This is a genomic window from Pseudoalteromonas sp. TAP-3C (assembly GCF_059888565.1).
The window spans coordinates 1601264-1621604 of the sequence record NZ_CM187618.1; the positions used below are offsets into that span (position 1 = coordinate 1601264).

The 20341-nt window shown below is 41.7% G+C and carries 21 protein-coding genes; 8 read left to right on the forward strand and 13 right to left on the reverse strand.

The window, feature by feature from the left end; translation table 11 throughout:
* Positions 1–145 precede the first annotated feature (145 nt).
* Together AC6H44_RS07565 and AC6H44_RS07570 are read right to left on the reverse strand one after the other, a co-directional pair.
* The gene (locus tag AC6H44_RS07565) at positions 146–340 is read right to left on the reverse strand and encodes a CPXCG motif-containing cysteine-rich protein (protein ID WP_500738258.1); all 195 of its coding nucleotides are present in this window, start codon (positions 338–340) and stop codon (positions 146–148) included.
* 26 nt (positions 341–366) lie between these two features.
* Positions 367–606 (reverse strand): hypothetical protein, encoded by a 240-nt coding sequence (locus AC6H44_RS07570; RefSeq protein WP_500738259.1) that lies wholly within the window; start codon positions 604–606, stop codon positions 367–369.
* A 212-nt stretch (positions 607–818) separates the two neighbouring features.
* Between AC6H44_RS07570 and bktB the strand changes: the two genes are divergently transcribed.
* The 3 genes from bktB (at position 819) to AC6H44_RS07585 (ending at position 3165) form a co-directional block, all read left to right on the forward strand.
* Complete coding sequence (gene bktB, locus AC6H44_RS07575) at positions 819–2012, forward strand: beta-ketothiolase BktB (RefSeq protein WP_500738260.1); 1194 nt, start codon at positions 819–821, stop codon at positions 2010–2012.
* 620 nt (positions 2013–2632) lie between these two features.
* The gene (locus AC6H44_RS07580) at positions 2633–2872 is read left to right on the forward strand and encodes a type II toxin-antitoxin system ParD family antitoxin (protein WP_500738261.1); all 240 of its coding nucleotides are present in this window, start codon (positions 2633–2635) and stop codon (positions 2870–2872) included.
* Positions 2872–3165: a type II toxin-antitoxin system RelE/ParE family toxin gene (locus AC6H44_RS07585; protein ID WP_500738262.1), complete on the forward strand. Its 294-nt coding sequence runs from the start codon at positions 2872–2874 to the stop codon at positions 3163–3165. The genes AC6H44_RS07580 and AC6H44_RS07585 overlap by 1 nt, the downstream gene beginning before the upstream one ends.
* Before the next feature lie 89 nt (positions 3166–3254).
* Here the strand turns inward: AC6H44_RS07585 and AC6H44_RS07590 are convergent, their stop codons facing one another.
* Positions 3255–3584 carry a hypothetical protein gene (locus AC6H44_RS07590; RefSeq protein WP_500738263.1) on the reverse strand — a complete coding sequence of 110 codons (330 nt, stop codon included), beginning with the start codon at positions 3582–3584 and terminating at the stop codon, positions 3255–3257.
* Positions 3585–4024: 440 nt separating this feature from the next.
* On the opposite strand from AC6H44_RS07590, the gene AC6H44_RS07595 reads away from it, so the two are divergent.
* On the forward strand, positions 4025–5218 hold the full coding sequence (locus AC6H44_RS07595) for an IS4 family transposase (RefSeq protein WP_500738264.1): 1194 nt from the start codon (positions 4025–4027) through the stop codon (positions 5216–5218).
* A 540-nt stretch (positions 5219–5758) separates the two neighbouring features.
* Here AC6H44_RS07595 and AC6H44_RS07600 read toward each other — a convergent pair.
* The 3 genes from AC6H44_RS07600 to AC6H44_RS07610 all read right to left on the reverse strand — a co-directional run bounded on the left by AC6H44_RS07600 (position 5759) and on the right by AC6H44_RS07610 (position 7647).
* Positions 5759–6175 (reverse strand): GFA family protein, encoded by a 417-nt coding sequence (locus tag AC6H44_RS07600; RefSeq protein WP_258640261.1) that lies wholly within the window; start codon positions 6173–6175, stop codon positions 5759–5761.
* A gap of 135 nt (positions 6176–6310) precedes the next feature.
* Positions 6311–6640, reverse strand: a complete 330-nt coding sequence (locus tag AC6H44_RS07605; protein ID WP_500738265.1) for a hypothetical protein — start codon at positions 6638–6640, stop codon at positions 6311–6313.
* Positions 6641–6726: 86 nt separating this feature from the next.
* Positions 6727–7647 carry a hypothetical protein gene (locus AC6H44_RS07610; RefSeq protein ID WP_500738266.1) on the reverse strand — a complete coding sequence of 307 codons (921 nt, stop codon included), beginning with the start codon at positions 7645–7647 and terminating at the stop codon, positions 6727–6729.
* A 240-nt stretch (positions 7648–7887) separates the two neighbouring features.
* On the opposite strand from AC6H44_RS07610, the gene AC6H44_RS07615 reads away from it, so the two are divergent.
* Positions 7888–8817: an integron integrase gene (locus tag AC6H44_RS07615; protein WP_500738267.1), complete on the forward strand. Its 930-nt coding sequence runs from the start codon at positions 7888–7890 to the stop codon at positions 8815–8817.
* Between the two features lie 276 nt (positions 8818–9093).
* Here the strand turns inward: AC6H44_RS07615 and AC6H44_RS07620 are convergent, their stop codons facing one another.
* From AC6H44_RS07620 to AC6H44_RS07650, 7 genes are all read right to left on the reverse strand, one after another.
* Positions 9094–9864: an SDR family oxidoreductase gene (locus tag AC6H44_RS07620; protein ID WP_500738268.1), complete on the reverse strand. Its 771-nt coding sequence runs from the start codon at positions 9862–9864 to the stop codon at positions 9094–9096.
* 9 nt (positions 9865–9873) lie between these two features.
* Positions 9874–10764, reverse strand: a complete 891-nt coding sequence (gene mmsB / locus AC6H44_RS07625) for a 3-hydroxyisobutyrate dehydrogenase (RefSeq protein ID WP_500738269.1) — start codon at positions 10762–10764, stop codon at positions 9874–9876.
* Between the two features lie 4 nt (positions 10765–10768).
* On the reverse strand, positions 10769–11926 hold the full coding sequence (locus AC6H44_RS07630; RefSeq protein ID WP_500738270.1) for an enoyl-CoA hydratase/isomerase family protein: 1158 nt from the start codon (positions 11924–11926) through the stop codon (positions 10769–10771).
* Positions 11926–12705: an enoyl-CoA hydratase gene (locus tag AC6H44_RS07635; protein ID WP_500738271.1), complete on the reverse strand. Its 780-nt coding sequence runs from the start codon at positions 12703–12705 to the stop codon at positions 11926–11928. The genes AC6H44_RS07630 and AC6H44_RS07635 overlap by 1 nt, the downstream gene beginning before the upstream one ends.
* A gap of 10 nt (positions 12706–12715) precedes the next feature.
* Positions 12716–13873: an acyl-CoA dehydrogenase family protein gene (locus AC6H44_RS07640; protein ID WP_500738272.1), complete on the reverse strand. Its 1158-nt coding sequence runs from the start codon at positions 13871–13873 to the stop codon at positions 12716–12718.
* 119 nt (positions 13874–13992) lie between these two features.
* A complete protein-coding gene (locus AC6H44_RS07645; protein ID WP_500738273.1) occupies positions 13993–15483 on the reverse strand; it encodes a CoA-acylating methylmalonate-semialdehyde dehydrogenase in 1491 nt (496 codons plus the stop codon).
* A gap of 72 nt (positions 15484–15555) precedes the next feature.
* Entirely contained in the window at positions 15556–16737 is a 1182-nt protein-coding gene (locus AC6H44_RS07650) for a thiolase family protein (RefSeq protein ID WP_500738274.1), read from the reverse strand.
* A gap of 329 nt (positions 16738–17066) precedes the next feature.
* Here AC6H44_RS07650 and AC6H44_RS07655 point away from each other — a divergent pair, with 329 nt between their 5' ends.
* The 3 genes from AC6H44_RS07655 to AC6H44_RS07665 are packed head-to-tail and all read left to right on the forward strand — an operon-like array spanning position 17067 to position 20329.
* Positions 17067–17501, forward strand: a complete 435-nt coding sequence (locus AC6H44_RS07655; protein WP_500738400.1) for a MerR family transcriptional regulator — start codon at positions 17067–17069, stop codon at positions 17499–17501.
* 35 nt (positions 17502–17536) lie between these two features.
* A complete protein-coding gene (locus tag AC6H44_RS07660) occupies positions 17537–18712 on the forward strand; it encodes an isovaleryl-CoA dehydrogenase (RefSeq protein WP_500738275.1) in 1176 nt (391 codons plus the stop codon).
* A 9-nt stretch (positions 18713–18721) separates the two neighbouring features.
* On the forward strand, positions 18722–20329 hold the full coding sequence (locus AC6H44_RS07665) for a carboxyl transferase domain-containing protein (protein WP_500738276.1): 1608 nt from the start codon (positions 18722–18724) through the stop codon (positions 20327–20329).
* Positions 20330–20341 lie beyond the last annotated feature (12 nt).

The following is a 20341-nucleotide window of genomic DNA, read 5'->3' on the forward strand; positions in this document are numbered from 1 at the left end:
AACAGTAAAACCTAGTTTTTTATAAGCGGATAAGGCTGGTAAGTTATCTTTATAAACAAACTTGTTTATTATTAAACCAACTCATTAGTTCGGTTATGTGTGCTTTATTTAGTGGCTGTAATGTTATTTGCCTCATAGACTCCTTTTAAAAGGAATCATCCTCGCTATATACATTTACATTAAGCTCGTCTTCATCGCCAAACACCAAAAAATTAATAGGTTTACAGCACACTTGGCAATCTTCTATGTATTGCTCACCTATATCGGCTAAATCAATTAACACCTCAATGGTTTCACCGCAATAAGGGCAACTAATCGATTTTTCGGTTAACTGATTCATACTCTCTCCTAAATAATTAGCGTCAATTAGTTATTTCGTGATTCTTTAATAAAGCGATACCTAAATTCAGATAAATAACCAAGTACCATAACCAGCATCGCAGAATTAAAACCACCGTCAATAAGTAGCGTCCATATATGCTCTTTAGCATTAAAGCTAATGTACACACACATTACAAAAGCAACAATGCTACAAGCCTTAAACATCCATGAATATTCGCCAAAAAAAGAACTAAACACACTCTTCTGTGCTAATTTATTGTCCATAATAAGTCTCCATTTTTTTAGTTTTTGTTTAAAGAATAATTTTAATGCTTCATCTTAATAACTAGCCTGTTGTGTGTCTATTGTACCATTGCAGTAAAATGTTACTGATTGTTTCAAGTAAACTGTGTACAAATAGAGCAAATGAACGCTGCGCCTTTTGTTTATTTAAAAATCATGTTTTGATAACACACAATAAATAATTAGAGAAAATAATGACAAAAAATAATAATAACAGCGTAGTAATACTCAGTGCTGTACGTACCGCCATTGGCGGCTTTGGGGGCAGCCTTAAAAATTTCAGCCCTGCTGAACTAGGCACATTATGTGCAAAAGAAGCACTAGCTAGGGCTAAACTATCACCCGATCAAGTTGGCTCCTGTGTTGTTGGTAAAGTAATACATAACGGCCCTAAAGACGCTTACCTTTCAAGAGTCATCGGCTTAGACGCAGGCCTACCAATTAGCAGCCACGCAGTTACACTCAACCGATTATGTGGCTCGGGCCTTGAAGCAATCATACAAGCAGCACAACAAATTCAATTAGGTGATGTAAACGCAGCGCTTGCTGGCGGCGCAGAGTGCATGAGTAGCTCAGCCTATACCCTCGAAAGTAACCGCTGGGGGCAAAAAATGGGTGACAGCACCATGGTCGATGAACTCACAACTACCTTACAAGACCCATGGGATGGTAATCCAATGGGAATAACCGCTGAAAACATCGCAAGCAACTACTCTATTAGCCGCGAGCAGCAAGACGCCTATGCAGCAAAAAGCCACCATAAAGCAGCAAAAGCCATTGCTGCAGGCCATTTTAAACAGCAAATACTCCCTATTGAAATCAAATCAAAAAGTGGCAGCCATATTTTTGATACTGACGAACATGTTCGCGCCGATACTACAGCCGAGAAGCTCGCTACACTAAAGCCCTACTTTAAAAAAGATGGCACCGTTACCGCTGCAAGCTCATCAGGTATAAACGATGGTGCAGCCATGTTGGTACTTATGTCAGAAGAAAAAGCCAATGAGCAAGGCTTAAAACCGTTCGCTCGTTTAGTGGGCTATGCCAGAGCGGGCGTTGATCCTACTTTAATGGGTATCGGCCCTATCCCTGCAGTAAAGCAGGTTTTTGAAAATACGGGTTTAACTATTGACGATATAGATGTGATTGAGTCTAACGAGGCCTTTGCAGTACAAGCACTGTGCGTTGCTAACGAGTTAAACTTTCCTGCGCATAAAGTAAACCCCAATGGCGGTGCCATTGCCTTAGGCCACCCTGTTGGCGCAACGGGCGCTATACTAACCACCAAATGCTTGTACGAACTCAAACGAATTAATGGCAAATATGGGCTAGTCACAATGTGTATCGGCGGCGGGCAAGGCATTGCAGCTATATTTGAAGCGCTTTAGCGCAAAGTTTGTAACAGCAATTTTATATTAGGCTGGGTATAGATGAAAATAACTACCTATTCCCAACCTGCCGCTCACAGGGTCCGCTATCTTTATCTCTCTCCAGTTTCATTAGACCATTACACATTTGGTAAAGTTAAATGAAAAATAACGTCTCTGGATAGAGAGTAATTTGGCCACAACATTAGCGGCCATCGCAACGAAATATTGATTGTGTTTTAATCAGCGGGCATAAATGACCCTCACTTGGTATTAGTCACAACTGAAGCTTGGTTTAATATTTAAAAACCGGTTTTATACACACTCAAATCAATACTAAAAATTACGCGTAAATCAAATACCTTTAATACCTTACATAAATACTTTCTTTTCTTTAAATTACTATATAAGTTAATAACGTGTAAGCCACCAGCATTTTAAAAGCGGTTCATAAGGTTCTTTTGTAAATTTGATGTCTGAAGTCAAGATCTGATAATCATTGGTTTCTAAGAGGCAAATAATAGTTGGTTAAAATAAGCAACGAAGGAGCAAAAACCAACTGTTATTTGTCCTTTTGAGTGACTTGATATATTTTTTGTACCATAATATATTATATATAGGTACTTATGAGGTTTTACATCATGGCTAAAAATACAAGCGTTACACTAGGCGATCATTTTGATCAGTTTATAAACCAACAACTTAACACTGGTCGTTATGGCTCAGCAAGTGAAGTCGTTAGAGCAGGATTAAGAGCCTTAGAAGATCAAGAAGCTAAGCTTTTAAATTTACGTAATATGTTAATCCAAGGCGAACAAAGCGGTGTTGCCGAGTACAGCTATGAAAGCTTATTGACTGAATTAGATAAAGATAACCATTAATGAATAAGTTTGTATTATCTTCGAAAGCCAAAACAGACTTAATTAAAATAGCTAAATATACCCAAAAAACTTGGGGACTAGCTCAACGGAATGATTACCTAAAAGTATTAGATAACACGTTCCATTTATTAGCTGGTGACTACGAGCTAGGTATTAACTGTGATTATATAAGAGAGGGTTACAGCAAATACCCACAAGCTAGCCATGTTATCTATTACAAAGAGTATAAAAACAGTCAAATATTTATCGTGAGAATATTACATAAAAGTATGGATGTTAACTCCGCACTCTAGAAAAATATAACGCTGCCAGCAGGCGCGGCTTCGGAATAAAGGCGAAGCCGCAATGAAGTAGACATCGCCGTAACTGGCCTTGTTATAGTTTAAAGGTTCGCCAGCGCTTGGTCCGTACAATCCCAAATCGTTCCTTCCCATCCTGTGATCACCCCTCTGTTGTCGCACTCAGTGCAATACCATTCAACTGCATCCAGTTCTTCGCGGGCAGCCATATAACCGGTTATCGCGCCATTGCAACCGCAAAATTGATGATCACGACATGCAAGGGTAGGCACAACGGTTTCCAGGCCTGAAAAGTCGAGTGTCACCGTGGCAACAATTGCGCCGAAATAATCGGCTAATTCTCTTGCTTCGGGCGGCGTAGAGCTTGTGCTGCCTTTCTCATCGAGAAAATGTTGTAGGTTAATTGACCACATCTGAAGACCATTCCCAGATTAATTGACTATACCGCCCGCCACAAACGCGAGCAACTTGTTGCGAGCCGAGCGCCCAACGGGCGCGTCTTTGGTGGCGATTGTTATATTTCCACTCTAACTAAAGGCGCTCGCTCACCCCGGTAAATACTGACAGGAACGAGTAAACGCTTATCATCCTGCTCTCTAAGTTCATAATAATCTTCGGAAAGAACCAGCAGAAGAACCAGCAGAAGAACCAGCAGGGTCCAGAAGAACCAGCAGGGTCAGGTCTTGCATCTTGCCTTTTACGATAAGAAGCAAAAAGAAAGACCTGACCCTGACGAATCCCCACAATTTGATAATATAAATCAATAAGATAATGTAAAAAATAGTTGAAGTGCACAGCCAATTTTGATCTTATATGTTTTTTCCGACCAAAGAAATTACAAAGTAAATCGACTATGCACTTGAGTAAATTATTACATAAAACATTTTCTAATACAGCGGGTATTATTGATAAGCGTAACCACTGCACATTAATGAAAGCGGTAGAAACACTCTGCCAACATAAGTTCTTATCCATTGCTGCTTTAGGGCGAAAACTAAAGAGCAACGCGAAGGTTAAACACACTATTAAACGAATGGATAGGTTATTTGGCAACCCCCGCGTCCAGCACGCCCGCTACCACTATTACCAAGAAATCACTCGCCGCGTGATTGGTCAAATTAGACGTCCATGCGTGACGATTGATTGGTCTGGGTTAACACCCTGTGGCGAGTTTCATTTATTACGAGCAGCAGTCCCAGTTAAAGGTCGAGCAATGACAATCTATGAGCAAAGTTTTCGTGAATGTGAATACATGAAGCAAAGCGTGCATAAGGATTTCCTCAAAACACTTAAATCAATATTGCCTTCTGAGTGCAAGCCGATCATCGTTACCGATGCAGGATTTCGCAATCCTTGGTTTAAGTTAGTGCTTAAATTTGGTTGGGATTTTGTAGGCAGAGTGAGGCATCAAACACAATATCAAAAGCCAGAAGATGATACATGTTGGTCACCAGTCAAAACACTTTACTCAAAAGCAACTGCAAGACCCGCTTATTTATTTGAAACACAACTCGCTAAAGCCAATTCATTGAGTGGTCACTTTTACTTATTTAAATCAAAACCTAAACAAAGAAAGAAGAAAAATCTTCGAGGAAAAACTATTCGCAGCAGCGTAAGCTTGAAACATGCTAAAGGTGCGACGGAGCCATGGTTATTATTTACCTCATTGTGCAATATTAATTATTCAGCACAAGATATTGTTAAAATTTACAGTCAACGAATGCAAATAGAAGAGTCCTTTAGAGACTTAAAAAACACAAGTAATGGCTTGAACTTACGTCATTGTCGTAGCTATGAAAAAGGCCGCTTGAATGTCGCATTATTGATTGCATTAATTGCTAATTTTATCCTTTGGCTAGCAGGTTTAACGGCAAAAATATTGAATGTGCATAGAAGCTTTCAGGCGAATACGATAAAGGATAGAAACGTGCTGTCTTGTTTTAGTTTAGGAACGCAATACTTCGAAAAATTTGGCTATAAAATAAAATTGAAAACGTTTTTAGAAGCACTCAATCAATTAAATAAGGATTGCCGTGAGTGCTTGTAGCTTGGATAAAAAATGTGGGGATCCCTCAGGACCTGACCCTGAGGGATCCCCCTTAAGATGCAGCTACCGCCATTAATAAGTACAGCCAAAGCGCCCGTGTGCTGCCCGCACTGCAAAGCGCACATGACGTTGTATCTCGCGCGTATTGGCGGTCATATTATTGGGCAAAATCAGGTTGTCGGGCTGACGATATAAAACACGGATGTGATCTTATTCTAAGGAGCAGGAGTCGACGTAACAGCAAAAGCTGATGCGTGAATTAAAGCCATCAAAGAAAGGTAAATACGCACAAAACAGGTAAGTAAGAACACGGCGAAATTAAGTAGACTGCGTTGTTTGTTTTAAGATTTTTTGTAAACTTTTTTTAAGCGATACGCAGCCTTAACCTCACTCGGCCTGAAAAAACATAATCAAGCTGTCCCCCAAAGCTTCTATCAATTTATTTACTATAAATAAGTGTCAACATCAGCAAAGGGCTTGTCCAACAATAGGATTAAGTTGCGGCTTCGCGCAACCTATCCTTATTTATTATATGTTTGGTTACACCTTGTCCGCAAAATAGGCCATGATCTCTTCTGTAGTCATCTCCTTAGTCTCGTTGGCAAAGCAATAATAGCTCGGTCGCATGTCACTAAAATACTGCATATCCATTTCTAACCCCTCTAGGTTTGGAAATAAACCTACCGGCATATTGTACTCACCTGTTTCTTTGAATTTATAAAATAGATGCGTTCCACACTCTATACAGAAGCCTCGTGATGCCCAAGAAGATGACTTGTACATTTTTACTTTATCTTCCCCCTCTAGTTTCACTTGAGTGCCACATTTCACCGCAAAGAAAGGAGCTCCGCCCCAAGTTCGGCATGATTGACAATGACAAACTGTAAACTTGGGATTGATGTTTTCTGCCGTAATTTTTACAGAACCACAAAGGCAGCTAGCCTCAGAATAAGACATTGAAATAACTCCTAAATTGATAAAAACATATAACGCTTTGCCAAGGGGCAAATGCGAACGTTGTTGGCGAAGCCCAGTGAGTATTTGTCCCAGCCGCGCTTTTTGCGGCGAACTTAGGCAACTTGTTAGTTTTTATTATTTGACATACTTTTTAGTTTTAAAAAATCCTGTAATACAAATTACTATATAAAAAACATATAGTCCTATTTTTTCACCCCACGTAGCTTGTGGAAGTAAACCATAAAAGCGAAGATAATCATTAATAATTAACATTCCCACACAAACAATAATTGCAGTAGTTTTGAAGTAGAAAACCCCTGTCGCCTTTATAGTTGTAATAGAAATAACTAAAACGCCCAAAGACAGATAAAAAGCCAAGATTGACATAGATCCTGGAACAACACTTGGTGCAAGAGCAAGAGTTGCTATGATTATTGATAACCACCCTAAGATTTTAATGGGCACTCGACTCCTTTAAAAACTAACGCCGCGCTCTGCGGAAATTTGGGAGCGCCAGCGAGTAAATTTTCCGTAGCAGCGCCTTGTTAGTTTTATCTTCTCTTGCGCTCTGAACGTTTAGCGATCTCTGGAACACTTTCAGCAGGGCTTGCAATGGTTGATATTGATACACCTTCGTCATCTGATAAGGTCTCTCTAAAGCAATGGGCAAGTGATTTTCCTGTATTTCTGGCCATTTCTAGTGCTTCATTGATTTTTTCGCCAGAAATACCACCTTCGGGCCCTCTCACGATGGACTGCATATGAACGGTGCCTTTTTCAGGATTGTCAGTTGTTAATACATTTTCGATGAATTCATCTGGGTCATCTGCCAAACGACCCATATGCTCCTGCATACCTTGCCCTCCTGGACCAAAAGTGTGCAAGAACCCTGATTCTGGATCGTTCTCTAATGTAATTTTTAGCTGATCATCTTTTGAGAAGGGGACGTGATAATCATTGAAATTAATAAATTGATTGCCATCTATTCTCATTTGAAAGTGCCAATGTGGAAAATCCGTTTTACTACCCGCATGCCCCTCAAAATCGTTTTTCGAGCAATCTAATGTCCATTCAATATTTTTCCACTTTATAGTTGTTTCAAACAACTTCCTATCACAGCTTTCTTCTTTAAGGTTGTTTATATTTCTCACGCCAGCCTCAGCATTGGCAACCCATCTCAAAAATGCAGATATATTGTAGAAATCAAATTTGTCAGTAATTTTACTGAAGTCTTTCTTTTTGAATTTCCCCCGCCTTAATAACCAGTGAACACATGGTTCAGATTTACTTATCGTTTTAAATGACTTTCCACAAAGGTAACACTCATCAGAATTGTAGCTTTCTATGAAAGCTGAGTATTCTTTCTCATAGTTTTCTCTTTGTTGTTCGAAGTGCGCCGCCAACTCTTCATGCGTGAGAGAACTTGTTTGATCTTTAAAAGACTGAGCTGCTCGCTTAATGTCATCTTGCACGATACCTCCTAGTAAAACTAACAGCTTTATCAGAGGACACTTTCCTCTTTTTATGAGCAATGTATGTCCTCTTAATTATTTTTAATATTAATAACAAATCCTGTAACACATTACCAGCTTTAAACTTTAAGTCAGGCTGTTCTTTTATTAAAATGCAGAAAAGAGGAAAATGTCCTCATTTCTTGACTTAGGAGGAAAAACGACAATACTGTATATAAATACAGTTAATTGAGATTTAAAATGAAAACTAAATCCCCTTTTCTTAATAGTATTATCAACTATATGTATAGCCATCACTATGCTAAAAAATCTATCGAAACTTATGTATTTTGGATTACTGCCTATATCCATTTTCATAATAAGCGGCACCCTACCAGTATGGGCAATAATGAAGTAGAAATATTTTTAAATCACTTAACAGTCACTAAAAAAGTGGCAGCGAGAACCCAAGCAACCGCTTTAAATGCGCTTGCTTTTTTATATAAACATATTATTAAGAATGAGCTCTCATTAGATTTAAATTTCGTTAAAAGTAACCGCCAACAGAAACTTCCTGTCGTACTTACACAAACTGAGGTATTGCTATTTTTTAGAAATATAAATAAACGACATTATTTGATAGCAAGCCTGCTATATGGAAGTGGTTTACGGCTGATGGAAGCAGTAAAAATAAGAGTTCAAGATATTGACTTCGACTATAAAAACATACGCATTTGGAACGGTAAGGGTAATAAAAATCGTATTGTGACATTTGCTGAAGAATTAATACCAATGCTAAGAAATCAAATAATTCAAGTTGATGAATATTTACAGTTAGATTTAAAAAATGATGCGTACGCCGGTGTATGGATGCCTCATCGACTTAGTAAAAAATACCCAAGCGCTAATAAGTCTTTACAATGGCAGTTTTTGTTCCCATCACATAAATTAAGTACAGACCCTGAAACAGGAGAAATAAGACGTCACCACTTAGATCATTCAGGGGTAAGAAAGGCAGTTAAACTGTCTTCAACAAAAGCTGAAATTAATAAACACGTTACACCACATACTTTGCGTCACTCTTTCGCTACGCATTTGCTGCAAAGCGGCGCTGATATCCGCACAGTACAAACACAGCTAGGTCATAGTGATATTCGGACTACACAAATAATACCCTCTGTATTGAATTAGTGAGCAATTATAGCAACAGATAAATATCTCAGTAACAAGGCAAAAATTTAGTTATATTGTTTGTCTATATGAGAAGTTTTTAACGCAGTTAATGAGTTATTTAGAACGCTAAAATGTTCAACGTTTTGATTCAGCGGGTATCCTACGCATGTTTTACAGCAAGGCGCCAACGCCGTTATCAGACCTTTTTCAAGATTATAAACTTCCCGATTTAAAACAAAAAAAAGCACAGCTAAAGTAGCCATGCTTTTTAAATAAACCTTAATTCAGTTCGTTTTACAAACGTATACCGCCGTCAATCTCTACTACACGGCCAGTGAAAAAGTCGTTTTCGATAATATATTGTGCAGTATGCGCTATTTCAGTGGTTTCACCTAAGCGCCCTACGGGTGTTACAGCTAGCATGCGCTGTTTGGCTTCTGGCTTCATTACATCGGTCATGGCTGTGCTAATAACGCCTGGGGCAATGGCGCCAACGCGGATACCAAAACGGCCAAGCTCTTTGGCCCATGTGGTGGTTAATGCCACAACACCGGCTTTAGAGGCGGCGTAATTTGTTTGGCCAATATTACCCGCGCGCGCTACGCTTGACATATTTACAATTACGCCGCCTTTGCCGGATTCAATCATGTGGCTTGCCGCTTCGCGCCCTGCTAAAAATACGCCGGTTAGGTTAACGTCAATCACTGATTGAAATTGTTCCAGCGACATTTTTTTAACCACTTTACCGTCTTTGGCTTTTATAAACATGCCATCGCGTAAAATGCCGGCGTTGTTAATTAATACCCCAATATGGCCAAAGTCACTGTTAATGGTATTAAATACACTTTCTACTTCGCTCTCAACGGTTACGTTGGCGCTGTAGCCTTTAATAGTGCCTGTTACGCCTGCTAATGCGGATAGCTGCTCGGTTGCGTCATTTAACTGTGCTTGCGCCATATCAATTAATGCAATGTTAGCGCCCATTAAGGCAAACTTTTGCGCCATTGCAAAACCTAAGCCTTGTGCGCCACCGGTAATCACTACGGTATTATTTTTTATTTCCACGATACTTTCCTACTTCGAAAACAATTTAAAAATGGCACTAAAATCATCACTGCCTGCACCTTGGTGCTGCATCATAGTGTATAAATTTTTAGCCATTGAGCCCATTGGGGTTAAAGAATTACTTTGTTGCGCCGCTTCCATCGCAAGGCCTAAGTCTTTGGCCATTAAATCAACCATAAAACCGGGCTTGTAATCGTTACTTGCAGGCGCAGTATCCATAACACCTGGGCAGGGATTATAAAGCTCTAACGTCCAGTTACGACCCGAACTTGCGCTCATAATGTCGCTGAGTACTTTTGCGTCGAGGCCGTTATTAATCCCCATTTGCAGCGCTTCACTGGTCCCTGCCATTAAAATACTCAACAGCATATTGTTACATATTTTAGCGACCTGCCCGGCCCCTACATCACCGGCATGGAATATGTTTTTTCCCATACCAACTAATACGTTATGCGCTTTATCAAACGCGGCTTTTTCGCCGCCAACAATAAAAGTTAATGTGCCCGCGGTTGCGCCTGCTACACCACCCGATACCGGTGCATCAACAAAGGCAATGCCGTGTTCACTTAGCTCTGCTCCCACTTCACGTGCCGATGCAGCGTCAATAGTCGAGCAATCAATAACCAGTGTGGTTTTAGCTAATACATTAACAAGGCCAGTATCACCAAGGTAAAGCGATTTAACATGCTTACTGGCAGGTAACATGCTGATCAACACATCAATATCGGTTGCACAGTGTTTGGCATCCGTAGCTGCAATTGCACCTTTGCTCGCCAAATCATTTACGACCGACTGGTTTAAATCAAATACTTTAACTTGATGACCTGCGTTAACAAGATTAGCTGCCATTGGGCCGCCCATATTGCCTAAACCAATAAATCCTATATTTAGTTTACTCATCGCTTTACCCTTGTAAATTTAGTTGTGAAAAATACGACTCTAGCGGATGATTTTCGCCAAATCTATTAGCAAAAAAACTCTCTACTACTTCGTTTGGTACATCTGCTAACGTTTTAAACTGCCATTGTGGCGCACCGTCTTTATCGATTAGTAAGGCGCGTACACCTTCTTGAAACTCGCCTACTTCACCAGCACGAACTGACATGCCTAGTTCCATTTTAAAACACGCTGCCAACGTTTTGCCTTTGCTATGCGTAAGTTGCTCACTGACTAACGCCCAACTTAACGGGCAACCATGCGCCAATGATTTTTGTGCACGTTGTAGCCACTTATCGTCTGTGTTTAAATTTAAAATGTAGTCAACCTGCTGCTGTAGCGTATCAAACTCAGCTAGTTTTTGAATGAGCGGTAAATTCGCTTTTAAATTACCTTTGGGCATACGGGTTGAATTATTGTCTAACTCAATAAGCACTGAGCTGAGCTTGTCGTGGTTTAAACTTGCTGTTTTTCCCCATTTAGTATTGAGTAATGATTCAACAAGCTCTGGGTATTTATCCGCATTAACAAAATGATCAGCAAGCGATACAAGCTTGGCATCTTCACAATTAATAGAGGCCGATGTTAACCCTAGAAATAAGCCAACGCTTGATGGCATTTTGTGTAGAAAATAACTGCCGCCCACATCAGGGTATAAACCAATGGTTTGCTCAGGCATGGCAATGCGTGATGTTTCGGTAACCACGCGATGACTCGCACCGGCCATTAAACCTAATCCGCCGCCCATTACAATCCCGTTACCCCACACTAAAATGGGTTTGTTGTAGCAGTGAATAAGGTAATCAAGTTGATACTCTTGAGTAAAAAATGTTTCAACCAATGAGCTTGGTTTACCTTCGCTCATGGCTTTGTGTAAGCTCACTACATCGCCACCAGCGCAAAATGCTTTATCGCCTGCGCCTTTAAGTACCACTAGTGCTATGTCTTCGTCTTTGTCCCATTGCTGTAGTTGTGGTTCTAGCAATTTGATCATCTCAAAATTAAGGGCATTTAACGACTTAGGGGCATTTAGGGTAGCAAAACCAATCAGTTTGCCGTTGTGCGCTGTTGCGGTTTCAAATACAACAGGGGCATCGCTTGAGTTTAAAGATGTTAATTCACTCATTAGCGGTTCACCCAATTTGCAGAGCGTTTTTCTAAAAAGGCGTTCACGCCCTCTTGCTGATCTTCGGTATCAAATAAACCAACAAACAGTTCACGCTCAAGGGGTAATGTGGTCGCCATTGGTTGATGACGCCCTTTTTGAATTAAAGTTTTACACGCAGCAACCGACGATGGGCTTTGCTCTGCTACTTGATTAGCTAATTTTAATGCTGCTGCAAAGCTTTCACCTTGTGCAACTACTTCTTCAACTAAGCCAATTTGTAGGGCTTTATCGGCTTTTAAGCGCTCACCGCATAAAATCATGCGCTTTGCCCAGCCTTCACCAACAAGCCATGCTAAATTTTGTGTGCCACCCGCGCACGGTAATAAACCCACTTTTGCCTCAGGCAATGCCATTTGTGCTTGCGCCTCGGCAATTCGAATATCGCAGGCAAGCGCTACTTCAAGGCCGCCACCCATTGCATAACCGTTAATGGCCGCAACCGATACGCCTCTAAAATTAGTTAACGCTTCAAACGCTTCACCAAATACTCGCGACATGTCTGCGGCTACGCCTTTATCGCCACTGGCAAATACATTTAAGTCGGCACCGGCGCTAAAAAACTTTTCGCCTTGTCCAGTCAGTACTAACGCATATATATTTTTATTGCTGTTTAGTTGATTAACGGTGTCTTTAAGTGCCACTAAAGTGTCTTTGGTCCAAGTATTCGCTGGCGGATTCGACATAGTTAAAATGGCTACATGGCCTTCAATAGTTAATTCAATGCTAGGATTAGACATAACACTCTCCTTATAAAACGTCACTGGCTGATTCGGCTAAAATACGACGCGCAATAATGACACGCATAATTTCGTTTGTGCCCTCTAAAATTTGATGAACACGAACATCGCGCACATAACGCTCAAGTGGGTATTCTTTTATGTAACCGTAGCCACCATGAATTTGCAGTGCCTCATTACACACAGTAAACCCAACATCGGTAGCAAAGCGTTTAGCCATGGCGCAATAAGTGGTTTTTTCACTGTCGTTAGTATCAAGTTTAAAGGCCGCTAAGCGCACCATTTGGCGGGCAGCAACTAATTCGGTGTTCATATCAGCAATTTTAAACTGCAATGCCTGAAAAGCAGCCAAAGGCTTACCAAACTGGGTACGTTCTTTTAAATAATCACGGGCAGTATTAAGCGCCGCTTGCGCTGTACCAATAGAACAAGTGGCAATATTAATACGCCCGCCATCTAAGCCTTGCATGGCAAACTTGAAGCCTTCACCTTCTTGGCCTAATAAATTTGCAGCAGGAATACGCACATCTTCAAAGCTAATTAAACGTGTAGGTTGAGCGTTCCACCCCATTTTTTCTTCTGCTTTGCCGTATTCGACACCTTTAGCATCTGCAGGAACAACAAACGCTGAAATGCCACTAGGGCCATCTTCACCGGTGCGTGCCATAACCACTAAAATTTCTGTTTCGCCGGCGCCCGAAATAAACATTTTTGAGCCGTTAATGACATACTCATCACCATCGCGCACTGCCTTCGTTTTTAATGCAGCGGCATCAGAGCCAGAGCCTGGCTCAGTTAAACAATATGATGCCAGTAATTCACCCATTACTAGCTGTTCAACGTATTTGTTTTTAACAACATCGGTAGCAAAGCTTGCGATCATCCATGTTGCCATATTATGAATGGTCAACATGGCTGTGGTGGCCGTACAGCCCATCGCAAGCTGTTCAAAAATAATGCTTGAATCAAGGCGGGATAGCCCTAAACCACCCGCTTCTTCTGGCGTGTATAAACCACAAAAACCAAGCTCACCCGCGGCTTTAATGGTGTCTTTAGGAAAAATATGTTCACGATCCCATTTTGCTGCATGAGGGGCGAGTTCAGACTCTGCAAATTGGCGCGCCGTTTGCGCAAAGGCTTGTTGATCTTCAGATAAGTTAAAGTCCATGGTAGACCTCTTTAAGTGTGTTTGTATGTTGTCAGAGCATCCCTAGAGGGAACTGTTAGTGAGGAGCGACAACACAGTATGCTGTGCCCCTCTTTTTTATTAATTATTTGGTGCACATGTTATTTAAGATTAATGCTCATATTAGGGCCTGAGGCAATGTCATCTTCAAACCAACGTGAGGTAATGGTTTTAGTTTCTGTATAAAAACGTATACCTTGCTTACCATAGGTGTGAGTATCGCCATAAAATGAGCCTTTCCATCCAGTAAACGAGAAAAACGGCAGCGGCACAGGAATTGGTACGTTAATCCCTACTTGACCCACTTCAATTTCATGTTGGAACTTACGCGCAGCCGCACCACTTGAGGTAAATAGCGAGGTGCCATTGCCGTAAGGGCTTTCATTAATAAGGGCAATAGCTTCTTCAAGGGTATCGACAAACATACACGCCAGTACTGGGCCAAAAATCTCTTCTTTGTACAGGTTCATTTCTTTGGTTACATCCGTAAATAACGTAGGACCTACCCAGTTACCTTGCTCAAAGCCTTTTACTGTAAAGTCAGAGCCATCAATTAAACAGGTCGCCCCTTGGGCTTTGCCATCGGCAATTAGTGATAAGATACGTGCTTTTGCAGCAGGTGATGTTTGCGGGCCATAAGCAGCATCTGCATCATCCCACACACCCGGGCGTACACCTTCAAAGCCAGCTTTAATTTCATCAACCCAGTCTTTGGCTTGACCAACAAATACCGCCACTGAAATACCCATACAGCGCTGACCCGCCGCACCTACAGAGGCACCTACCAGGTTATTAACAACATGCGATTTACTCGCATCAGGCATAATCACCATGTGGTTTTTAGCGCCCACACAGGCTTGCACACGTTTTAAGTGTTGTGTGCCTTTAGAATAAATATAGGCACCCACACCACATGAGCCAACAAACGAAATAGCACGAACGGCTTTATCTTCCAGTAAGCGGTCTACTTGTGGTTTTGTGCCATGCACGACTTGTAACACCCCTTTTGGTGCACCGGCTTCTATAAATAGTTCGGCTAAACGCATTGGCGTGAGCGGATCTTGCTCTGATGGCTTTAAAATGAAGGTGTTACCGCATACAATTGCCAATGGAAACATCCAAAGCGGGATCATGGCCGGAAAGTTAAACGGGGTAATCCCCGCACACACACCAAGTGGTTGCATGTAAGAATACGTATCGATTTTGCGCGCTACGTTTTCAATGGTTTCACCCATCATTAACGACGGCGCATTCGCGGCTTGTTCAACTACCTCAATACCACGCCACACATCGCCTTTAGCATCTTCAAAGGTTTTACCTAACTCGTGGCAAATAATGGTAGCAAGTTCATCATGGTGCTCTTTTAACAGTGCGGCGTATTTCATCATAATACGCGCACGTTCAGTGATTGGTACGTCTTTCCAGGTTTTAAATGTTTCACTGGCTGAGGCAATCGCAGCATCCATTTCAGCATCTGTCGCACAGGGTACTTGCGCGAGTATTTCTTGATTAGCGGGGTTTACTACATCAATTAATTCATTTGAGGTTGATTGAACAAACTCGCCGTTTATGAGTAAGGGTACTTGGTGCATAATAAAATCCTATTGATTAATTTAATTGCCGCAGCGCTGTGATTGTTATAATTGCTGCGGCTTTGTTATTAGTTAAAGTGCTTCTATGGCCATAGCAACCGCTTCACCGCCACCAATACATAAAGACGCCACCCCTTTTTTAAGGCCACGATTCTTAAGCGCATGGATAAGTGTTACTAAAATACGCGCACCACTGGCACCAATTGGGTGGCCTAGTGCACACGCACCACCATTAACGTTTACTTTGCTTTCATCAAGCTTTAATTCGTTTATTGCCAGCATGGTCACCATGGCAAACGCTTCGTTAATTTCCCATAAGTCAACATCAGCGGTTGTCCAGCCAGCTTTTTCGAGAACGCTGTTCATTGCGCCCACTGGGGCTACGGTAAATTCACTGGGTTTTTGCGAGTGGGTACTGTGCGCCACAATTTTGCACAGCGGTGTTAAGCCCTCTGCTTTTGCTTTTGATTCGCTCATAAGTATTAGCGCAGCACCACCATCTGAAATAGACGATGAGTTAGCAGCGGTAATAGTGCCGTCTTTTTTAAATGCTGCACGTAAGCTTGGGATTTTTTCAGGGCGTGCGTTGCCAGGTTGCTCATCAATTGAAACTGTTACATCGCCTTTGCGGGTTTTAATAGTATGAGGGGCGATTTCGTTGTCAAAGCTTCCATTTTCTATAGCTGCATTTGCTTTACTTAACGAACCCAATGCAAACGCGTCCATTTGCTCGCGGCCAATGCCGTATTCATCGGCTGTGTCTTGAGCAAAACAACCCATGGCTTTATTATCGTAAGCATCTTCAAGACCGTCACTCATCATATGATCTTTAATTTCGCCATGGCCCATTCGCATGCCGCCGCGCGCTTTAGGGATAAAATACGGTGCATTGGTCATGCTTTCCATGCCACCAGCAATCGCAGAATTAATAGAGCCTGCCTTAATAAGATCATGCGCCAGCATCGCCGCTTTTAAACCCGAGCCGCAAACTTTATTAATAGTGGTAGCGCCGGTGCTCAGTGCAAGCCCGGCTTTGAGCATAGCTTGACGCGCAGGCGCTTGACCTAAGCCGGCTGGCAATACACACCCCATAATTACTTCATCAATTGCATTATTACTTAAACCCGTTTGAGCAAGCGCACCTGCTATGGCCGTTGCACCTAACTCGGTAGACTGCGCATCACTTAGTGCGCCCATAAAGCCACCCATTGGGGTACGTTTTGCCGCTACAATTACAACACTTTCTAAAGACATAAAAGGCTCCATTTTCAATTAACGCCAACATGTTTTATTATGTTTAGCTTAATGATTAATCTGTTTTGATAAATACGAGCATACATAAAATTTACGTTTACGCCAACGTTAATCTAAAATCAACTTTATAATTAGTGTAAAAACTGTAAAGCTGGCTTGATAAAAAATTATTTATTACTGCAAAAATGGCTTATAACGTTTATAAACACTCAACTTCCGCTGTAAATGCGCCTTAATTTTATACGTCTAAAGTATAACAACCAGATCGCACTTTACCTTTACGTAAACTTCACTTATATTGGGGTTATTCGAATGAGGTAAACATGACAATGAAATCAGATAATCAAACAAACTTTGCAAACTCGGGCAATGAGCCGGTTAAAAATGAACAAACGTTTAGCATTAGCGAACTGGCTAAAGAATTTGATATTACTACCCGCTCAATCCGCTTTTACGAAGACCAAGGGCTTATATCGCCTGATCGTAATGGCCAAACACGTATTTACTCAAAGCGTGACAAAGTGCGCCTTAAGCTAATACTGCGCGGTAAACGTTTAGGTTTTACCTTGGCTGAAACAGGCCGTTTGTTTGAACTGTATGACGCTGATAAATCAAGTGCTAAGCAATTAGTTACCATGCTTGATCTTATTAGTGAGAAAAAAGCCGACCTTTCACAACAGATGGATGACATTAAAGTAGTTCTTATGGAACTGGTCACCGCTGAACGTCGCTGTCGTGACACGCTTAACAAAATAGATGAATAACACATAATAATATCATCAACACACAGGAATTAATCATGAGCACTATTTCACTATATAAAGAAATGAACTTTGGCCTTGGCGAAACAGCGGATATGATCCGTAATCACGTGAACAGTTTTGCCAGTCAAGAAATTGCCCCTCTAGCTGAAAAAACAGACCTTGATAATGCATTTCCCAATCAACTTTGGCCGCAAATGGGTGAAATGGGCGTGCTTGGCATGACCGTTGATGAAGAATTTGGCGGTGCCGGTTTAGGCTATTTAGAGCACGTTATTGCCATGGAAGAAATTAGCCGTGCCAGTGCATCCATCGGTTTAAGCTACGGTGCCCACTCAAACCTGTGTGTTAATCAAATAAACCGTAACGGGACGCAAGCACAAAAAGAAAAATACTTACCTAAACTTATTAGTGGCCAGCACATTGGTGCACTTGCAATGAGCGAACCTAACGCGGGCTCTGATGTTGTATCAATGAAACTCAAAGCAGAAAAACAAGGCAATAAGTACATTTTAAATGGTAATAAAATGTGGATCACTAACGGCCCTGATGCAGATGCGCTTATTATTTATGCAAAAACAGATTTAAACGCCGGCGCGAAAGGGATCACAGCCTTTATTGTAGAAAAAACGTTTCCTGGTTTTTCTACCGCGCAAAAGCTCGACAAACTTGGTATGCGCGGATCAAACACCTGTGAACTGGTATTTGAAAACTGCGAAGTACCCGAAGAAAACATTTTAGGTAACTTAAACGAAGGCGTTAAGGTATTGATGAGCGGCCTTGATTACGAGCGAGTTGTGTTAGCTGCAGGCCCTCTTGGCATAATGCAAGCGTGTATGGACATTGTGGTGCCTTACATTCATGAGCGTAAACAATTTGATAGCCCGATTGGTCAGTTTCAGCTAATTCAAGGCAAAATTGCCGATATGTATACGCAAATGAATGCAGCCCGCTCTTATGTATACACCGTTGCAAAAGCGTGTGACCGCGGTGAAACAACCCGTAAAGACGCTGCAGGTGCCATTTTATATGCTGCAGAACTGGCAACAAAAATGGCGCTTGATGCCATTCAAATTTTAGGCGGCAATGGTTACATCAACGAATATGCAACGGGTCGTTTATTGCGTGATGCTAAATTGTATGAAATTGGTGCAGGCACTTCTGAAATTCGTCGCATGCTGATTGGCCGTGAATTATTTACTGAAAGCCGTTAAGGATTAGTTATGACGATTTTAAAATCGAGCGTTAATCCCCACGACCCTAGTTTTGTGCAAAATCATAAGAATATGTCGGCGCTAGTGGACGATTTACGCGATAAAGTTGCCAACATTAGTTTAGGCGGTGGCGCTGCACTTAAAGAGCGCCATGAAGGTCGCGGTAAATTATTTGTTCGTGACCGCATTACCACATTGTTAGACGAAGGCTCACCCTTTTTAGAAATATCGCAATTTGCGGCATTTGGTGTGTATGAACAAGAGATACCTTGTGCCGGTGTGGTTGCCGGTATTGGCCGCGTAAAAGGCGTTGAATGTATGGTGATTGCAAACGATGCAACCGTAAAAGGCGGGACATATTTTCCGCTCACCGTTAAAAAGCATTTACGCGCACAAGATATTGCTGAACGTTGCCATTTACCGTGTATTTATTTAGTTGATTCTGGTGGAGCCAACTTACCAGAGCAAGACGATGTATTTCCAGATAAACTACATTTTGGGCGTATTTTTTACAATCAAGCGCGAATGTCGGGTAAAGGCATTCCACAAATTGCAGTGGTAATGGGCTTATGTACCGCAGGCGGTGCGTATGTACCCGCCATGGCCGATGAAAGCATTATTGTAAAAGAGCAAGGCACTATATTTTTAGCCGGCCCCCCGCTGGTAAAAGCAGCAACTGGCGAAGAAGTTACCGCCGAAGAGCTTGGTGGTGCCGATGTTCACTGTAAAACATCGGGTGTGGCCGATCATTACGCTGAAAATGATGCCCATGCGTTATCGATTGCTCGCCAATGTATTGAGCGAATTAATTACACACGTCCTACCGCCCCCATGTTAGATGACGTAAAAGCCCCTCGTTATGATATTAACGAGCTTTACGGCATTGTGGGGACTGATCTTAAAAAGCCATTTGATGTACGTGAAGTAATAGCCCGCACTGTCGATGATTCATCGTTTGATGAATTTAAACGTTACTTTGGTGAAACACTGGTAACAGGTTTTGCCAGCATTTATGGCAATCCGGTGGGTATTGTGGCTAACAACGGCATTTTATTTAGCGAGTCGGCGCAAAAAGGCGCGCACTTTATACAACTGTGTGCCCAGCGCAACATTCCATTGGTATTTTTACAAAACATTACCGGCTTTATGGTCGGAAAAAAATACGAAGCCGAAGGTATTGCTAAACATGGCGCTAAAATGGTGATGGCCGTATCGTGTGCCGATGTGCCAAAATTTACTGTTTTAATTGGTGGCTCATACGGCGCAGGTAACTATGGTATGTGTGGCCGTGCGTTTGAACCGACCATGATGTGGATGTGGCCCAATGCCCGCATTTCAGTCATGGGGGGTGAGCAAGCGGCCGGTGTTATGGCACAAGTTAAACAAGATGGATTAGCCCGTAAAGGCGAAAGCATGAGCGAGCAAGAAGTTAGCGATTTTAAACAGCCCATTATTAGTCAATACGAACAACAAGGTCATCCATATTATGCCAGTGCCCGCTTATGGGACGATGGCATTATAGACCCCGTCGATACACGTAATGTATTAGGGCTTGCATTAACTGCAGCTAAAAATGCACCACAGCGTGAATCAAAATTTGGCGTATTTAGAATGTAATGGGAGTTTAAA